This is a genomic window from Chryseobacterium taklimakanense (assembly GCF_900187185.1).
GTDB lineage: Bacteria > Bacteroidota > Bacteroidia > Flavobacteriales > Weeksellaceae > Planobacterium > Planobacterium taklimakanense.
The window spans coordinates 2,185,450-2,203,209 of sequence record NZ_LT906465.1 but is presented as its reverse complement, the minus strand read 5'-3'; the positions used below and the strand labels follow the sequence as shown (position 1 = coordinate 2,203,209).

Annotated in this window: 10 protein-coding genes and 2 pseudogenes; 9 read left to right on the top strand and 3 right to left on the bottom strand. The window is 41.1% G+C overall.

What is annotated here, in order from left to right; translation table 11 throughout:
• The first annotated feature begins 72 nt into the window (after window positions 1-72).
• Window positions 73-1,476, top strand: a complete 1,404-nt coding sequence (gene lpdA / locus CKV81_RS10495) for a dihydrolipoyl dehydrogenase (RefSeq protein WP_095073086.1) — start codon at window positions 73-75, stop codon at window positions 1,474-1,476.
• A 114-nt stretch (window positions 1,477-1,590) separates the two neighbouring features.
• Here lpdA (CKV81_RS10495) and CKV81_RS10490 read toward each other — a convergent pair whose 3' ends face one another.
• The gene (locus CKV81_RS10490; RefSeq protein ID WP_095072002.1) at window positions 1,591-3,135 is read right to left on the bottom strand and encodes an IS1182 family transposase; all 1,545 of its coding nucleotides are present in this window, start codon (window positions 3,133-3,135) and stop codon (window positions 1,591-1,593) included.
• Window positions 3,136-3,287: 152 nt separating this feature from the next.
• On the opposite strand from CKV81_RS10490, the gene CKV81_RS10485 reads away from it, so the two are divergent.
• The 3 genes and pseudogenes from CKV81_RS10485 to CKV81_RS10480 form a co-directional block, all read left to right on the top strand.
• A complete protein-coding gene (locus tag CKV81_RS10485; protein ID WP_027384325.1) occupies window positions 3,288-3,704 on the top strand; it encodes a hypothetical protein in 417 nt (138 codons plus the stop codon).
• A 193-nt stretch (window positions 3,705-3,897) separates the two neighbouring features.
• On the top strand, window positions 3,898-4,200 hold the full coding sequence (locus tag CKV81_RS13710; RefSeq protein ID WP_407641689.1) for a DUF6660 family protein: 303 nt from the start codon (window positions 3,898-3,900) through the stop codon (window positions 4,198-4,200).
• Between the two features lie 120 nt (window positions 4,201-4,320).
• Window positions 4,321-5,076: pseudogene (locus CKV81_RS10480) on the top strand (efflux RND transporter permease subunit); the annotation flags it as partial.
• A 50-nt stretch (window positions 5,077-5,126) separates the two neighbouring features.
• On the opposite strand, the gene CKV81_RS10475 reads toward CKV81_RS10480, so the two are convergent.
• Window positions 5,127-6,344, bottom strand: coding sequence for an IS4 family transposase (locus CKV81_RS10475; protein ID WP_059153755.1), 1,218 nt, complete (start codon window positions 6,342-6,344; stop codon window positions 5,127-5,129).
• 143 nt (window positions 6,345-6,487) lie between these two features.
• On the opposite strand from CKV81_RS10475, the pseudogene CKV81_RS10470 reads away from it, so the two are divergent.
• The 5 genes and pseudogenes from CKV81_RS10470 to lpdA (CKV81_RS10450) all read left to right on the top strand — a co-directional run.
• Window positions 6,488-10,036, top strand: a pseudogene (locus tag CKV81_RS10470) (CusA/CzcA family heavy metal efflux RND transporter); the annotation flags it as partial.
• Between the two features lies 1 nt (window position 10,037).
• Window positions 10,038-11,348 (top strand): efflux RND transporter periplasmic adaptor subunit, encoded by a 1,311-nt coding sequence (locus tag CKV81_RS10465; protein WP_027384837.1) that lies wholly within the window; start codon window positions 10,038-10,040, stop codon window positions 11,346-11,348.
• Between the two features lie 177 nt (window positions 11,349-11,525).
• The gene (locus CKV81_RS10460; protein ID WP_051230782.1) at window positions 11,526-13,772 is read left to right on the top strand and encodes a heavy metal translocating P-type ATPase; all 2,247 of its coding nucleotides are present in this window, start codon (window positions 11,526-11,528) and stop codon (window positions 13,770-13,772) included.
• A gap of 65 nt (window positions 13,773-13,837) precedes the next feature.
• Window positions 13,838-15,736 (top strand): Nramp family divalent metal transporter, encoded by a 1,899-nt coding sequence (locus tag CKV81_RS10455; RefSeq protein ID WP_027384835.1) that lies wholly within the window; start codon window positions 13,838-13,840, stop codon window positions 15,734-15,736.
• A gap of 21 nt (window positions 15,737-15,757) precedes the next feature.
• Entirely contained in the window at window positions 15,758-17,170 is a 1,413-nt protein-coding gene (gene lpdA, locus CKV81_RS10450; RefSeq protein WP_034672041.1) for a dihydrolipoyl dehydrogenase, read from the top strand.
• Between the two features lie 113 nt (window positions 17,171-17,283).
• On the opposite strand, the gene CKV81_RS10445 is transcribed toward lpdA (CKV81_RS10450), so the two are convergent.
• Window positions 17,284-17,697 carry an OsmC family peroxiredoxin gene (locus CKV81_RS10445; RefSeq protein ID WP_027384833.1) on the bottom strand — a complete coding sequence of 138 codons (414 nt, stop codon included), beginning with the start codon at window positions 17,695-17,697 and terminating at the stop codon, window positions 17,284-17,286.
• Window positions 17,698-17,760: the final 63 nt, after the last annotated feature.

The window sequence follows — 17,760 nt, the reverse complement described above, 5'->3', positions numbered from 1 at the left end:
TTAGAGAATAAATTATCGAATTAACACTTTCGATATTATAGAAATACTAATATAAAATTAAAAATAAAACCTATGGAAAGTCAATTTGATGTAATTATCATTGGTTCAGGACCGGGAGGTTACGTCACAGCAATACGTTGTGCACAATTGGGATTAAAAACCGCAATAATAGAAAAGTATTCCGTACTTGGAGGTACTTGTCTGAATGTTGGATGTATTCCATCAAAGGCTATGCTGGATAGCTCTGAACGATACCATGAAATAAAGTATAGCAGTGTAAATCACGGTATTGATGTGGACAATACGAGGGTTGATTTAAAAAGAATGATTGCCCGAAAAGCAGACGTGGTTTCCAAAATCAACGGAGGAGTAAGCTACTTGATGAAAAAAAATAAAGTAGAGGTTTTCCAGGGCGTAGGTTCTTTTAAAAATAAGAATACCATCTTGATAAAGTCTGAAACCGCAGAAGAAACCATTACCGGGGCAAACGTAATTATTGCAACAGGCTCAAAACCGGCCTCGCTTCCCGGAATTGATATTGACAAAAAACGGATTATCAGTTCAACAGAAGCTTTGAACTTAAAGGAAATTCCCAAACACCTTGTTGTAGTTGGAGGCGGCGTTATCGGTATGGAATTAGGGTCAGTTTATGGAAGATTGGGAAGCAAAATTACCGTAATAGAGTATGCAGGGAGCATTCTCGCTAATATGGATAAAAAAATGGGGGCAGAACTTCAAAAATCACTAAAGAAAAATTTAGATTTTGAATTTTTACTTGGTTATAAGGTAACGGGAGCAACCAATACCGGTGATAGTATTGCTGTAACTGCTGAAGACAAAAATGGTGATATTGTCACATTGGAAAGCGATTATTGTTTAGTGGCAATTGGAAGAAAACCCTATACTACAGGATTAGGATTAGATAAAGTAGGAATTGAACTCAATTCGAGAGGACAGATTTCTACAGATAAAAATATGGAAACAAATGTAAAAGGAATTTATGCCATCGGCGATGTGGTAGAGGGACCAATGTTAGCACACAAAGCATCGGAAGAGGGTATCGTTGTAGCTGAAATTATTGCAGGACAAAAACCACATATTAATTACAATACTATTCCAAGCATTGTTTACACCAGTCCAGAGGTCGCCAGTGTTGGTAAGACCGAAGAAGAATTGAAAACTTCAGGAATAAAATATAAAGTTGGTCAGTTCCCTTTTTCTGCATCTGGAAGAGCCATTACCAGTGGTAAAACTGAGGGCGTGGCAAAAGTGTTAGCAGATGCAAAGACAGATGAAATTTTAGGTTTCCATATAATTGGAGAGCGAGCTTCTGATTTGATTGGAGAAGCTACGGTTTCAATGGCATATAGGGCAGCTGCTGAAGATATAGCCCGCATTTCTCACGGGCATCCGACTTACTATGAAAACCTGCGTGAAGCTTGTCTTGACGTCGAGAAAATTGCAATCCATATATGATTAAGCTTGAAAATATAACTTTTTAAAAGAATCCGTCTCACAATAAAAATTGAGGCGGATTTTTTATTGCAGTTCCAATCTTCAATGTTTTGGAAAAAGAAAAAGTTGTCTTCTTTAGGCAACTTTCTTTCTTAAATTGTGTGCTAATGCGTGCAATCCGAACTCCAATTCTACTTTTTTCAGACCTTTCAGGGTAAACCGCTTAAAATTGTTGCAATGTTTCAGATGTGCAAACACGGGTTCTACTTCAACTGAGCGTTGTCTGCGTTTTTTAATGCCTTCTTGGCTGTTTAAGAGTTCCCTGATTTTCTCTTTGTACTGCTCCAGATGATGGTTTCGCTCTACACTGCGATTTTCTTTGGAACTGTGACAAACGCCTCTGATTGGGCATCCATCACAGTTTTTAGCCTGATAATGCGAGAGTTTCTGAGGGTAACCGGTCTTGGTTTTCCGAGTGCTTTCGTGTGTTTTTTCCATCTTTTGACCCATCGGACAGACGTAATAATCTTCTTCTTGGCTGTAGTGCAGATTTTCTTTGCTGAATGTTTTGTGTTTCGCCTGATAATGGGCATCCTGCTCTTTGTCGAAGGTGTTGTATTTTACATAAGGTGTAATATTGTTCTGTTCCAGCAATTCATAGTTCTGCTCGCTCCCATAACCTGCATCGGCAGTGAGTTCTTCTAATTCAGCCAATCTTTTTTCCCCATAGAGTTCCTCAAAATTTTTAAGATGATGCTCCAGGGTATTGAAGTCATTGGTCTGCTGATGAATGGTATAATTGACGATGATTTGATTCTCGGTAGAAATTTGTGCATTGTAGGCGGGTTTAAGTTGTCCGTTCTGCATGTGATCATCCTTCATTCTCATAAAAGTGGCGTCTTCATCCGTCTTGCTGTAAGAGTTTCTTTCTTTTAAAATCGCTTCCTGAGCTTCGTATTTATCGAGGTTTTTCTCAAAATTATTTTTAATGTAATTCAGCTTGGCTTTAGCTTTTTTGTCGGAATCGGTCTTGCCGTCGCTGCCTTTCAATTTGGCATTGATATTTGCTACGGTTTGCTGGATCTTTTCTTTGCTGATTTCTTTAAACTCAGGCGGCTCAGGGTCTTTGTCTTCCTCTCTTGCAACGCTTTGGGCGTATTTCCAAAGATCTTCCAATTGGCGGAGCATTTTTTCTTTATTGGTTTTAATGGCGTTTGCCCAAACAAAAGTGTAGCGGTTTGCCTGTGCTTCGATTTTCGTTCCATCCACAAAAACCTGTCTCAAACTCACCAAGCCTTCCTCTGCCAAAAGCAAAACTACTTGCGAGAAAATATCCTTGAAAGCCGCTTCCAGCTTATTGCTCCGGAAGCGGTTCACGGTATTGTGATCCACAATGCTCATGTTGGAAAGCCACATAAAATTGATATTTTCCCGAAGCGCTTTTTCTATCTTCCGGGAGGAATAAATATTATTCATGTACGCAAAAACCATCACTTTGAGCATCATCACGGGATGATAACTGGGATTTCCTTCTTTGCTGTAGGCTTTTAGAAGCGGATCTATATTAATCCTCTCCAAAATATCATTGACAATCCGAACAGGGTGATTTTCGGGAATCAATTCCTCAAAACTATAAGGAAACAGCACCAGCTGATTTTGGTTATAATGCTTGAAATTCATAAACAACTATCTGATTATCAATGATAAATATACAAAAATCCTAAATAATAACCAAAAAAAATCCGCCTCAGTTGTGAGACGGATTCTTTACATTTGCAACCAGGTTCCTAAAATCTACTGATAAATTTGCTGTGTAAATAAAACTTATTACAATGGCAAATAGAAATATTCATACCAGAAGTACCGACACGGCTTACAGAAGCGACCATCCGTTTGAAGTGATTGCATTTGAATGTGCCGTACCCGAAAAAGAAACAGTGGTTACTTACACGGCGGCATTACAATCTCATTCTGTACATCCAATAGCAGGCAGCATTATTAAATTTTTACCACGGATTAATTTGTCTGATTTCAAAATCGAAAAGTTTGAAGCAATACCTGGTTACGGTATCAAAGGTTTCGTAGACGGACACGAAATTATCATAGGCAATTTGGCTCTTATGAAATTGTACGATTTCTATTATGATGAAAGTTTGGACGAATTGCAAGAACCGGTAATAATCGTTATGATTGACGATAGATATTCCGGTTGTTTTATAATGATGGATAATTCAGCCGGATTGATATAGAAGACGAAAGAATTGTAGAGAACAATAAACATAATCAGCAAAGACATATATTTCAAACAGAACAAGTTTATCAGTATAGCAAATCTCATCATAATTGTATTTAGTAAATTCCCTAATTAATCTAATAGTTATTAACGGTATTGAAGTTTAAAATTTAACTGTGAAATTCTTAACATTCATATTTAGTGTCTATATGCTCGGAATGGCAATACTTCCTTGCAGTGATGCTTATTACCGATGTGCCACCAATAATGTATCAGACAGTGTAAATGTTTTGGAACATAACCACAAAACTGAACACAAAGATTTTTGCAGCCCTTTTTGTAGCTGCCAATGTTGCGGTACAATTAATGGAGTTACACTGGATTTTAGGCTACCTGAAATCAATGAACTTGAGTTTCAGTCCACTGATAAAAGAAAAGTCCCTTTAAGAAATATATATATCTTATCCCAATATAACGGGAACATATGGCAACCGCCTAAGATTAATGTTTAAGTAATAACTGCTTAATTCTTTCACAGCGTTTCGATGAAACCGTCTGTATCGTATTTATATGCTGTCATTTTTAGAAAATGGCATCATGCAAGTTTGTATAAACATTAATCATAAATTCAAATGTTAGATAGTATAATTAAATTCAGCATCAAGAACAAAATCGTCATTGGTATAATGACATTGGTTCTTATCATTTGGGGCGTATGGAGTGCCACCAAATTGCCGATAGATGCCGTACCGGATATTACCAATAATCAGGTACAGATTATTACTGCCTGTCCTACACTGGCGGGTCAGGAAGTGGAACAGTTGGTTACGTTTCCGATTGAACAGAGCATCGCCAACATTCCCGATTTAGAAGAAACAAGAAGTATATCCCGTTTCGGGCTTTCGGTGGTTACGGTAGTGTTCAAAGAAAATGTGGACATCTACTTTGCAAGGCAGTTGGTCAATGAAAAACTGAAAGAAGCCGAAGAAAAAATCCCGAAAGGTATCGGCACGCCTGAACTGGCTCCGGTTAGTACAGGGCTTGGAGAAGTCTATCAGTACATCATCCACCCCAAAAAAGGCAGCGAGCATAAATACAATGCCAAAGATCTGCGTACAATGCAGGATTGGATTGTTGCCCGTCAGTTGTACGGCACACCGGGCATTGCCGAAGTAAACAGCTTTGGCGGGGAATTAAAACAATACGAGGTTGCGGTAAACCCCGACCGATTAAGAGCAATGGGCGTAAGCATTCCCGATATATTTAACGCACTCGAACAAAACAATCAGAATACGGGCGGTGCGTATATCGACAAAAAACCGAACGCTTATTTTATCCGTGGTGTGGGCTTAGCTACAACTTTGGAAGACATTAAAAACATTCCCGTAAAAATCACGGGCCATACCTAGTCATGGTCGGAAGAAATTCCGACCATTTTTTATGTTTTAAAAACTTTACCTGGGTCGCCTCCTGCAAATATGATTAGAATAGCAGTTATCATATCCCGGAGCTCCATGGCTATTCGTCTTTTAGCGGTTTTGTAGCCCAGATTATTGGCTTTTTTGTAGATCAACAAAAGCATCGCTGCAATCATTGTCATATAGACCATCACTTCAATCCCGTTCTTGTTCATTGAAACCAGGTGACTTAGGTTGAGTTCCTGTTTCAGGAACCTGAAAAACACTTCAATGTCCCACCGCTTTCTGTAATAATCAGAAATTTCCTTGGCAGAGAGTTTAAATTCGTTGGTCAGAAACCAGAATTCTTTGTTCGTTTTTTGGTTCCTGATGACCACCAAACGGAATAAGGTTTCTACTTTCTCTTGCCGGTAATGCAGTTTGCCCCGTTTGTTCTGGACGGGGCTTCCAGTGTAAAGCTTTACCTTGCTGTCTTTCAGCACTTCCCAATCATCCCATTTGGGAGATTCTTTCTCGTCAAGAAATGATTCAATCTCTTCAAATTTTCTGTTATCTTTCGAACGAATGATGAATTTCACAGACCCTTCCTCAAATTCTTTCATTGACCGTGTTGATTGCAGGCCCCTGTCCATGACATAAACATTGTCGTGATGCTCTTCTTTTCTTACTTGTTTTAAAACAGCTTCCGGGAGTGCGGACTCTTCGGAAGAGTATTTCTGGCCTGTAAATACCTCTACTCCCGAAGGTAAGATGCCATCAAATGAAAAACTGAATTTCACTAATTTCTTGCCGCTTTTCTGGTCAATCCCCTCTTTTAACTTAGAGCAGGCATCGGCAACAATAGTGCTGTCAACTCGTATCAGGTTGTACTTGGCTATCTCCGTTTTATTATAAGATTTCGCAAGCCGCAAATACATCTGCTCATAGATTTCTTTGAAATAACTGGGGTCGATCTTGGAAAGTCTCTCGGAGATAGAACTCCTGCGAACTTTTTCTTCTTCCCCCAATCCAAACAGGGCCTTAAAGCCGCTGCTGTTAAAAGTGTCCTCAAGTGTCCTCTGGCTCAATCTATCGTTGTCAAAGACGCAGAATAAAAGCAGATAGAACATTTTCCTCCCATGGAGCACTTTACTATAGTGGTCAACATTGGTGGTCGCTGATAGATGGCTTAAAAGCGCCTCGGGAATGAAATCCAGAACCTGACTAAGGGAAACTTTGTGGTCATTGAATACTGACATAAATGTTTGATTATCAGTATAAATATACAAAATTTAAACGACAAAAACAAGTTAATTATTTGATTATCAGGTAATTGTAAAATTATTTTTTGCGCATATAAAAACAAAAAAGTCGGAAGAAAATCTTCCGACCATGACTAGGCCATACCCCTATTTTTATTAAAGACGTAGCAGATGTGCGCTACGGTAGTGCGGTGCGTTATGGCGCACTGACCTACAACGGCGAAGTAGATGCCGTGGGTGGTGTGGTTATGATGCTAAAAGGCGAAAACAGTAACGAGGTCGTAAAACGGATAAAAGAGAAATTACCGACCATTCAGAAATCTTTACCGGAAGATGTAACCATCGAGCCGTATTTAGACCGTACTGAATTAGTAGGCAGGGCAATGGGCACAGTGGAAAAGAACTTGATTGAGGGGGCTTTGATTGTAATTTTTGTGCTTGTTCTGTTCTTGGGCAACCTAAGAGCCGGACTAATCGTAGCATCTGCCATTCCATTAGCGATGCTGTTCGCATTGGGAATGATGAACGTATTTGGCGTTAGTGCCAACCTGATGAGCTTGGGAGCTATTGACTTCGGTTTGATTGTGGACGGAGCCGTTATTGTGGTGGAAGCAACCCTGCACCATTTGGGCTTGCGGAAATCCACCAATAAACTGACCCAAAGCGAAATGGACGAAGAAGTATTTTTGTCCGCTTCCAAAATCAGGACAAGTGCCGCATTCGGCGAAATCATTATCCTTATAGTATATATTCCAATCCTGACTTTAGTAGGTGTTGAGGGCAAAATGTTCACACCGATGGCGCAAACCGTAGGCTTTGCCATTTTCGGCGCATTGATTTTATCCCTGACCTATATCCCGATGATGTGTGCATTATTCCTGCCGAAAAAAGGACACGACAAGCCCAATTTCAGCGACAAGTTTATGGCAAAGCTGCAAGGCTTCTACCAACCTTTGTTGCAGAAAGCAATCAGGGTAAAATATTGGTTGGTGGGCATTACCACTGCTGTATTTGTAGTTACCGTTATCCTGTTCAGCAGAATGGGCGGCGAGTTCATCCCGCAGTTGCAGGAGGGAGATTTTGCCTTTCACTGTATTTTACCGCAGGGAAGTTCGCTCAACCAAAGTATAGAAACGTCGATGCAAGCATCCCGTATCCTTAAAGAATTTGACGAGGTTAAAATGGTGGTCGGAAAGACTGGAGCCGCCGAAGTACCTACCGACCCGATGCCGCCTGAAGCTACGGATATGATGATTATTCTTAAACCACAGGACGAATGGAAAAACAAGAAAAGCTACAACGAGTTAGGCGATGAAATGATGGAAAAGCTGTCCGTTATTCCGGGCGTTTTCTTCGAGAAGAACCAACCGATACAGATGCGTTTCAACGAGCTGATGACAGGTATTCGTCAGGATGTCGCCGTAAAGATTTTCGGGGAAAATATGGATACGTTGAGCGTGTACGCCAATAAGGTTAGCGAAGTGGTACAGCAGGTACAAGGCGCCACACCGCCACAGGTGGAAAAAGTAAATGGTCTGCCACAGATCAACATCGACTACGACCGTACCCGAATGGCTAATTACGGGTTGACGATACAACAGGTAAACGATATTGTAAGCACTGCATTTGCAGGTAAAGCCGCAGGTGTTATTTATGAGAACGAAAGACAGTTTGACCTGGTCGTTCGTTTAGATAGTGTACACCGAAGTAGCATCGAAGACGTAAGGAATTTGATGATACCAACTAATACAGGCTATCAAATACCATTATCACAGGTTGCTGAGATCAACTACAAATTAGATGCTGCGCAAATCAGCCGGGAAGCTGGGAAACGACGCATTGTTATTGGATTTAACGTAGCCGGACGTGATGTACAAAGTGTCGTTTCTGACATTCAGCAGCAACTTTCCGAAAAAGTGAAATTACCCACAGGTTACTATTTTACCTACGGTGGTCAGTTTGAAAACCTAAAAAAAGCCAGTAACCGCCTTATGATTGCCGTACCTGTATCACTGTTATTGATTTTCGCATTGCTTTATTTCACATTCCGTTCATTTAAGCAGGCAAGTCTGATTTTTACTGCTATCCCGATGAGTGCCATCGGTGGCGTCTTTGCTTTAATGCTTCGGGGAATGCCTTTCAGTATCAGTGCAGGTATCGGCTTTATCGCTTTGTTCGGCGTAGCCGTATTGAACGGTATCGTATTGATAGGCACATTCAACCAACTGAAAAAAGACGGTTGGGATGATGTCATTAAACGAACAATCGAGGGTACGAAAATCAGGTTACGTCCAGTATTGATGACGGCAACAGTGGCATCACTGGGGTTCCTACCTATGGCAATCAGCACCAGCGCTGGGGCAGAGGTACAAAAACCATTGGCTACGGTAGTAATTGGAGGATTAGTAACCGCTACATTCCTTACACTATTTGTACTGCCATTGCTCTATATCATATTCAATTCTAAATTTAATTTAAAAAGTAGTAAAAGTGTGAAAACAACCGTAATCGTTCTCTTACTGGGCATCGGTGGTATGACCACTGCAAATGCTCAGGAAAGGATAAACATAGATAATGCTATCAATACCGCATTGCAAAGCAATGGACAGGTTAACGTCAATAAGTCGGAGATTGATGCGGCTAAATACAATGTAAAGACCGCTAACGATATACCAATGACACAGGTATTTGTAGAAAATGAAGATTTAAGACCATCGGACAAAACGGGTATATGGAAAATCGGACTTACGCAAAGTATTGCGTGGCCCGGCTTATATGCTGCCCGCAAGGACTATTTAAAAGCACAGCTTAAATATTCCGAATTGAATACAGAGGTTATGAATGCAAATATTAGGAAAGACGTTAGAACGGCTTATTACCAGTTGTGGTTTTTGCAGGATAAAAACCTATTGCTGAAAAGCCTTGACAGCATTTATACAAACCTCTTCAATACAACGCAGGTTCGGGTTAGAACGGGCGACGTGGCAAAGCTCGACCAGATTGCTGCAGATGCCCAACTCAAACAGCTAAAAGCCTACGTGGAGCAGAACAATAAGGAAATCGTAATACAGCAGCAACAGTTAATGGTATTACTCAACCGTAATGAATGGATGCTCCCGGTAGATGAGCCGTTGCAGAAATTGGAAACAGGCTTGTATGATGAAAATAATGTGCACCCAATATTGCAGTTGCAGCAACAAAATGTAAGCGTTGCAGCGGCAAATATCAAAGTACAGAAGAACAGCAACCTGCCCGAATTTTCAGCAAGGGTATTCAGCCAGAGATTGTACGGCGTTTCAGATCCTTTTACGGGCTTTTCGGTTTCAATAGGTTTCCCGTTATTTGGCGCAGGGGCATATAAAAACAAAGTGAATGTAGCCAACAAGGAAAAGGAAGTACAGGAAAACCTATTGTCTTACCAAACGCAGGTAATGGCAACGGACAAGAAATCTGCCATCGCCGAAATGGAAAAGAATATGGCTTTGTTGAGCTTCTATGAAACATCGGGACTGCAACAGGCAAGGGATATTACCGAAGCGGCATCACAAAGCTACCGTTCGGGAGAAATCAGCTTTGCGGAGCTAAGCCAGTTCTTAACGCAGGCAATCAATATCCGCCAGAATTATCTGGACGTTCTGAACAGCTACAATCAATCATCAATTCAATACAATTACCTTAATAACAAATAAGATGAAAAATATATCGAAAATGTTTTTGGCAGCACTCTTTGCAGTTTCCCTGACCGCCTGCGGAGATAGTCAGAAAAAGGAAAGCGAAGACGGTCATAACCACGATCCCAAAACGGAAGAAAAAGCCGATACAGGGCACGGGGACGAGCACGGAGCCGAAGAGGGTTCCGCAACCGTTGCGGCACTTACGCCCGAGCAGATTGAAGCCGTAGGCATCAAATACGGTGTCGTGGAAATGAAAGAACTAACCGCCACCATTAAGGCGAATGGTATTTTAAGTTTACCCAACAGTAGCAAGGCAAACGCTACCTCTTTATACGGTGGCGTAATAAAGTCTATTAATGTGCAGATTGGGGATTATGTGCGCAAAGGACAGGTTATTGCCACCATTGCCAACCCGCAGTTTATCCAGTTGCAGGAAGAATACCTGACCATCAACAGCAAAATAACTTTTGCCGAACAGGAAATGCAAAGACAAAAGGAATTGAACACGGGCAATGCCGGAGCATTGAAAAACCTGCAAAACGCCACCGCCGAACTCAATGCGTTGAGAACACGGAAATCCTCTTTGCATCAGCAGATACAGCTAATGGGCATCAATCCAAATTCGGTCAGCAACAGCTCCCTTAAATCCTCGTTGGTGGTTACAAGCCCCATTAGCGGAGCTATCAGCAATGTGTACGGCAAAATCGGTAGCTATGTAGATGTTTCTTCGCCCGTGGCTGAAATAGTAGATAATAGTTCCCTGCATTTGCATTTGAACGTATTTGAAAAAGATTTGCCTATGATGAAAGCCGGGCAAACCATACATTTTACGTTGACCAATAACCCGGTAAACGAGTATGATGCGGTTATTTACGGTATCGGTTCCGCATTTGAAAACGATAGCAAGACCATTCCGGTACACGCCCGTGTAAAAGGCAATGTAAAAGGGCTGATTGACGGTATGAACATCACGGCAATCGTTAGCTTGGACAATGTGCTCTCCCCGTCAGTGCCGAATGATGCCATTGTAGATGCGGATGGCAAAAAATACATCTTTGTCATTACCGACAAAAAGCCGCAGGAAGCTGAAGAAGAAGAGGGACATGGCGGGCACGACCACGGCGATGAAAAAACAGCACATAAAGAGGAAGCGGCGAACACGGTAAATTTTGAAAAAATTGAAGTAGTAGCAGGCGTTTCCGAAATGGGATATACTGTTATAACTCCTGTAAATGAAGTTACCAAAGAAGCAAGAATAGTCATAAAAGGTGCATTTTTTATTAATGCTAAATTATCAGGTGGTGGCGGGCATGCCCATGCACATTAATAGATTTTCACTTTACTGATAGGTTGTCCTTCCTAACAACCTATCAGTTAAAATATTGCTTTAAATCAGATGATTACTTAATCTTTTTCATTCATTAAAGTTATTTGCATTTGCAACCAGGTTCCCAAAAGCTAAGGGTAATTTTGTTTTGTAAATAACACTAAACAATTAAAAAATATGTCAAAAATATGTTGTAGTACAGATAATAATCTGAACCTTGTAAAGAAAAAAGAGCACAAGCACAAATACGACAGTCATGGAAATCAGTTGTGTTGCGTCACAGAAGAAAAAGTTCATGAAAAAGCGGGAACAAAAGACCTGTTAAAAGACACAAACCATCAACAAAATGATGGGCATGGACATGGCGGAGCAAATTGTGGTGAGGATGACACTGGTGATTGTAAGGATGACGAAGACCATCACGGACACGACCATAGCGAACACGGTCATAAACACGACCATAAGAAAAAGGATAATCATGATCACGGGCACGACCACGGACACGATCACGGGCATGGACACGACCACGGTGACCACGACCACAGCCACGATATAGAGGGTAAAACGGCTTTTCAGCTATTTACACCCTCCGGTATTTCTTTGATTTTATTGCTGATTGCCATCGGGTTTGACAATTATTTTCCACAAGACTGGTTTACGGGTTGGGTAAGAATTGCCTGGTATGTTATTGCTTATGTACCCGTAGGTTTACCAGTAATCAAGGAAGCAATTGAAAGTATTCGTTTTAAGGATTTTTACTCGGAGTTCTTTTTAATGAGTATTGCTACCGTAGGTGCATTTGCTATAGGGGAATATCCTGAAGCGGTCGCAGTAATGTTATTCTACTCCGTAGGTGAGGTATTCCAGACGCTTGCGGTATCAAGAGCTAAAGGTAATATTAAAGCTCTTTTAGACCAACGCCCTGATGAGGTTACGATTTTGAAAGATGGCAAACCTGTTATCATTAAAGCTGAAGACGCAAACATTGGTGATATTATCCAGTTAAAGCCAGGGGAAAAATTAGGTTTAGATGGTGAACTTGTTTCGGAAAGTGCTTCATTCAACACAGCAGCACTAACAGGTGAAAGTAAACCAGACACAAAGGGCAAAGGTGAAACTGTATTGGCAGGTATGATTAATTTGAATACGGTAAGCCAGATAAGAGTAACAACAGACTATTCGGATAGTAAGTTGAGTAAGATTTTAGAACTTGTGCAGGATGCTACATCACAAAAAGCACCAACGGAATTATTTATCCGTAAATTTTCTAAGGTATATACACCAATAGTGGTATATCTATCTATCGCCATTACATTGCTGCCAATACTTTTTGTAGAAAATTATATCTTCAGCGAATGGCTGTATAGAGCTTTAGTATTCTTGGTTATCTCTTGTCCTTGCGCATTAGTTATTTCTATTCCCTTAGGTTACTTTGGAGGTATCGGGGCAGCGAGCCGTAACGGTATCTTATTCAAAGGTTCTAATTTCCTGGATATCCTTGCAAAAGTTCAGAATGTGGTAATGGATAAAACGGGAACATTAACCGAGGGAGTTTTTAAAGTACAGGAAGTGTTTATCAAACCTGAATATAACAAAGACGAAATACTAAACCTTGTTAACGTACTGGAAAGCCAAAGCACCCACCCTGTAGCAACAGCAATCCACAACTATTGGGGTGAAGTTGATACAAAAGTTAGCTTGGAAAATGTAGAAGAAATTGCGGGTCACGGTCTTAAAGCCACGGTCAATGGCAAAGAGCTATTAGCAGGGAATTTTAAATTGCTTGATAAATTCAATATAAGTCACGATGCTGATACAGCAAACATTGTATATACTGTTATTGCAATCGGCTATGGAGGTAAGTTTGTAGGTTATCTGACGATTTCTGACAGCATTAAAGTAGATGCTAAAATAGCGGTAGACAAACTGCATAAAATGGGCGTCAGAGCCACTATGCTAAGTGGCGATAAAAGTACGGTAGTACAACACGTTGCAGAGCAATTAGGAATTGACAGTGCTTATGGTGACTTATTGCCCGAAGACAAAGTGAACAAAGTAAAGGATATTAAATCCCGTAACGGTAGTGTAGCCTTTGTGGGCGACGGCGTGAACGATGCTCCTGTGATCGCATTGAGTGATGCAGGTATTGCAATGGGCGGTTTGGGAAGTGATGCAGCTATTGAAACTGCTGATGTAGTTATACAAGACGATATGCCGTCAAAAATACCAATGGCTATCAATATAGGCAAGCAAACAAAGAAAATCGTTTATCAAAATATTGTCCTTGCATTCGGAGTTAAGGCAATTGTATTAATTCTTGGTGCAGGAGGACTGGCAACAATGTGGGAAGCAGTATTTGCTGATGTGGGTGTAGCCTTATTAGCTATTCTGAATGCCGTGCGAATACAAAGAATGAAATTTTAATTGTTAGGTTGTTGAACTGCCGCCGGATTAATCTTGCGGCAGTTTTTATAAATACGTTTTTTCTAATGGCTAAAAATCAATCACAGGCTTCGTTAAGTGAAGTACACAGTTCCGTAGATACTACAGTTCCGGGCAAATCACGTTGGCGGAGGGTACTGGCGTTTTTCGGACCCGCTTATCTTGTTAGTGTCGGATATATGGACCCCGGCAACTGGGCAACGGGTTTAGCAGGTGGTAGCCAGTTCGGATATTCCCTACTATGGGTTTTGGTAATGAGCAGCATTATGGGTTTATTACTCCAGAGCTTATCCGCGAGGCTGGGCATTGTCCGAAATCGAGATTTGGCACAGGCAAACAGGGAAACTTACCCAAAGAAAATTAATTTTGTACTTTACATTCTTGCAGAGATTGCCATTGTAGCAACAGATCTTGCAGAAATTTTGGGAATGGCAATCGGTTTGCAACTACTCACCGGAATGCCTTTGATATGGGGCGTTGCCATCACAGCATTAGATACATTTCTACTGATGACCCTGCAAAAATGGGGAATGCGCAAGCTCGAAGCCTTCATTATTGGGTTGATATTCGTAATCGGTATGTCATTTCTGGTGCAGATATTAGTTGCAGATCCCAATACTGGGGAAATCGCTTCAGGGCTCATACCGCACATTCAGAACGACACGGCGCTGTATATTGCTATCGGTATCATAGGAGCAACGGTAATGCCCCACAATTTGTACCTGCATTCTGCATTAGTGCAAACACGAAAATTTAACCGGGACGATGCGAGCATCAAAAAAGCAATTAAACTGAATTTTTGGGATAGTGCCATTGCCTTAAATATGGCATTGCTTGTCAATGCCGCAATATTAATCCTTGCTGCAACAGTGTTTTATAAAACAGGGCGTTCTGATGTAGCGGAGCTAAAGCAGGCTTATGAATTGTTGCCACAGCATTTGGGCAGCGATTTTACCGCCAAACTCTTTGCTGTGGCTCTTATAGCCGCAGGACAAAGTAGCACCATTACGGGAACGCTTGCAGGTCAAATTGTAATGGAGGGTTATTTGCGGTTCCGAATGAACCCCTTATTACGCAGGCTCATCACAAGGTTGCTTGCTATAGTTCCGGCAGCTTTGGTAATCCTCATTAACGGGGAGGGAAAGGTAGATAGCTTGCTTATCTTTAGCCAGGTGGTATTGAGTATGCAGTTGGGTTTTGCGGTTATCCCGCTCATCCATTTTGTAAGTGATAAAAAGACTATGGGCAAGTTTGCCATTAAGCCACTGATAAAAATTTCCGCTTGGTTTATTACTATATTACTGGTTTACCTCAATTCAAAACTGTTGGTAGAGGAAGCGATAAATTTCTTTGACACTTCGGGCAATATCATCTGGAAAGGGTTGATAATTTTAGGAGGGATTGGTTTTGTAATCCTGATGGCTTATACCACGTTATACCCCTTGTTCAGCAGAAAGGCGTTTTGTGAAATTACGCCACACGACAAGCCGGAGCCTTTACAGCTACAACCATTCGTGCCGTACCGGAATATTGCGCTTACGGTGGATTTTAAAACCCTTGACCATAAGGTTATCAACCACGCCATTACGCAGGGCGGTAAAGACAGTAGGTACACGCTCATTCATATCGTGGAGAGTGTGGCATCCGCATCGCACTTTCACGACAGTACCGACGAGGAAACGCTAAAGGACAGGGAATTTTTGGACGAATATGCAAAGCAGTTACAGGACAACGGGTATTTTGCTGAAGCAAAACTGGGCTTTGGAAAAACCGCCGATGCCATTGCCGAAATTGTCAATCAGTCCGATGCTGAACTGGTGGTTATGGGTGCACACGGTCATAAGGGATTGAAAGATTTATTGTACGGCGCAACCATAAATCAGGTACGGCATTTGGTAAAAATTCCGGTACTGATTGTCAAAAACGAGGGAGAACAAAAACATTAACTCAATTAAATAATAGGTATTATGAATTATGATGTAATTTTTTTAGGCAGCGGTCCCGGAGGGTATGTTGCTGCCATTAGAGCCGCACAACTGGGGTTGAAAACAGCCATCGTAGAACGGGAAAGCCTGGGCGGTATTTGCCTTAATTGGGGCTGCATTCCCGCCAAAGCACTGATGAAATCGGCAGAAGTTTTTGAATACCTGATGCACGCACAAAACTACGGCGCAAAAGTTTCAGGTGTAGAAGCCGACTTTGAGGCAATTATAAAGCGAAGCCGTGGTGTGGCAGATAAAATGAGCAAAGGCGTTCAATTCCTCATGAAAAAAAATAAGATTGACGTAATTAAAGGCGTTGGTAGACTGAATGCCAGTAAAGCACTGGAGGTTACGGATGCGGATGGCAAAACCACTACCTACCAATCAAAGAACATCGTACTGGCAACAGGTGCTCGGAGCCGTGAACTGCCGAGCCTGCCCATTGACGGAAAGAAGATTATCGGCTACCGGGAAGCAATGGTATTGCCGGAGCAGCCCAAATCCATTATCATTGTGGGGAGCGGCGCAATCGGCGTTGAGTTTGCTTACTTTTTCAACAGCATTGGAACAAAGGTAACTATCGTTGAGTATCTTCCCCGTATAGTTCCGGTTGAAGATGAAGACATATCTAAAGAACTCGAAAAATCATTTAAGAAAAAAGGGATTGAAGTATTGACGGGTACTTCGGTTGAAAGCGCAGATATTAGTGGTAATGGTGTAAAAGCGATGATAAAAAAAGCCGATGGTAGCGGCGACCAGGTGTTGGAAGCTGACATTTTGTTGAGTGCAGTCGGCATAGTAGCGAACATTGAAAACATCGGGCTTGAAGCGTTGGGCATTAAAACAGAAAAAGGAAAAATCCTTGTTAACTCGTATTACGAAACCAATGTATCGGGTATTTATGCAATTGGAGATGCAGTTCCTGGTCCCGCATTGGCTCACGTTGCAATGAAAGAAGCTGTAATTTGTAGTGAAGTAATTGCCTATAAAGCCGGAAAATTCGACCGTCAACCCAATCCGTTGGATTATGGTAATATACCAAGTTGTACCTATTGCTCACCCGAAATCGCTTCAGCAGGTATGACCGAAAAACAGGCTAAAGAGGCGGGTTATGAAATTAAAGTGGGCAAGTTTCCTTTTTCCGCAAGTGGAAAAGCAAGTGCCGCCGGAGCGACAGACGGCTTTATAAAAGTGATTTTTGATAACCAGTACGGCGAATGGTTAGGTACGCATATGATTGGCTACAATGTTACCGAACTCATAGCCCAGACAACTACAGCCCGAAAACTGGAAACCACCTACCATGAACAGCTTGACACTATATTTCCACACCCGACAATGAGCGAGGCTGTAAAAGATGCTATTGAAGCGGCATTAGGTGAAGCGATACATCTATGATGAATTTTTAAATTAGACATAATGCTAAAAAGGGTGTTTCTCAATTGAAACACCCTCGTTAGTAAATATGGAAACTTAAAATGGATATTGTTTATCCCTTTCTTTACAAGCATTTATTGTTTTAGTTCAGCATTTAAAGAAATTTCTAAATTATATGCTTTTCCAACCGGACACATTTCTTTAGCCTGTTCAGCATATTTTTTGAAATCTACTTCGCTTATATTAGGGATTACTGCAATTACATCTAAATCAGAATTGGTAATGTCAAAACTTGTAGCCGTTATTGTGCAAGAAGTTTGTAAAGTTTCAACTTCTATACCATTACTTGTGAGAATGTAATTTAGTGTCATAGTGTAGCAAGCTGCATGTGCTGCTGCCATAAGCTCTTCAGGATTTGTAGCCGTATTTTCTTCTTCCTTTTTATTGTGTTTAAAGACACTTTTACCAATTGTGGAATGTACAGCATCAAAACTTCCACTTCCGCTTTTAAAATTACCCTGCCATTTAGCTGTGATTTTTGCTTTCATTTTTATTAAACTTTTAAATTACTTTGCAAAATTGCAATTCTAATTAAAAGCAGTCAATGCAGA

Bases quoted from the DNA above. Each gene is read 5' to 3' on its own strand.
- lpdA (WP_095073086.1), top strand. From the start codon at position 73: ATGGAAAGTCAATTTGATGTAATTATCATTGGTTCAGGACCGGGAGGT.
- CKV81_RS10490 (WP_095072002.1), bottom strand. From the start codon at position 3,135: ATGAATTTCAAGCATTATAACCAAAATCAGCTGGTGCTGTTTCCTTAT.
- CKV81_RS10485 (WP_027384325.1), top strand. From the start codon at position 3,288: ATGGCAAATAGAAATATTCATACCAGAAGTACCGACACGGCTTACAGA.
- CKV81_RS13710 (WP_407641689.1), top strand. From the start codon at position 3,898: ATGCTCGGAATGGCAATACTTCCTTGCAGTGATGCTTATTACCGATGT.
- CKV81_RS10475 (WP_059153755.1), bottom strand. From the start codon at position 6,344: ATGTCAGTATTCAATGACCACAAAGTTTCCCTTAGTCAGGTTCTGGAT.
- CKV81_RS10465 (WP_027384837.1), top strand. From the start codon at position 10,038: ATGAAAAATATATCGAAAATGTTTTTGGCAGCACTCTTTGCAGTTTCC.
- CKV81_RS10460 (WP_051230782.1), top strand. From the start codon at position 11,526: ATGTCAAAAATATGTTGTAGTACAGATAATAATCTGAACCTTGTAAAG.
- CKV81_RS10455 (WP_027384835.1), top strand. From the start codon at position 13,838: ATGGCTAAAAATCAATCACAGGCTTCGTTAAGTGAAGTACACAGTTCC.
- lpdA (WP_034672041.1), top strand. From the start codon at position 15,758: ATGAATTATGATGTAATTTTTTTAGGCAGCGGTCCCGGAGGGTATGTT.
- CKV81_RS10445 (WP_027384833.1), bottom strand. From the start codon at position 17,697: ATGAAAGCAAAAATCACAGCTAAATGGCAGGGTAATTTTAAAAGCGGA.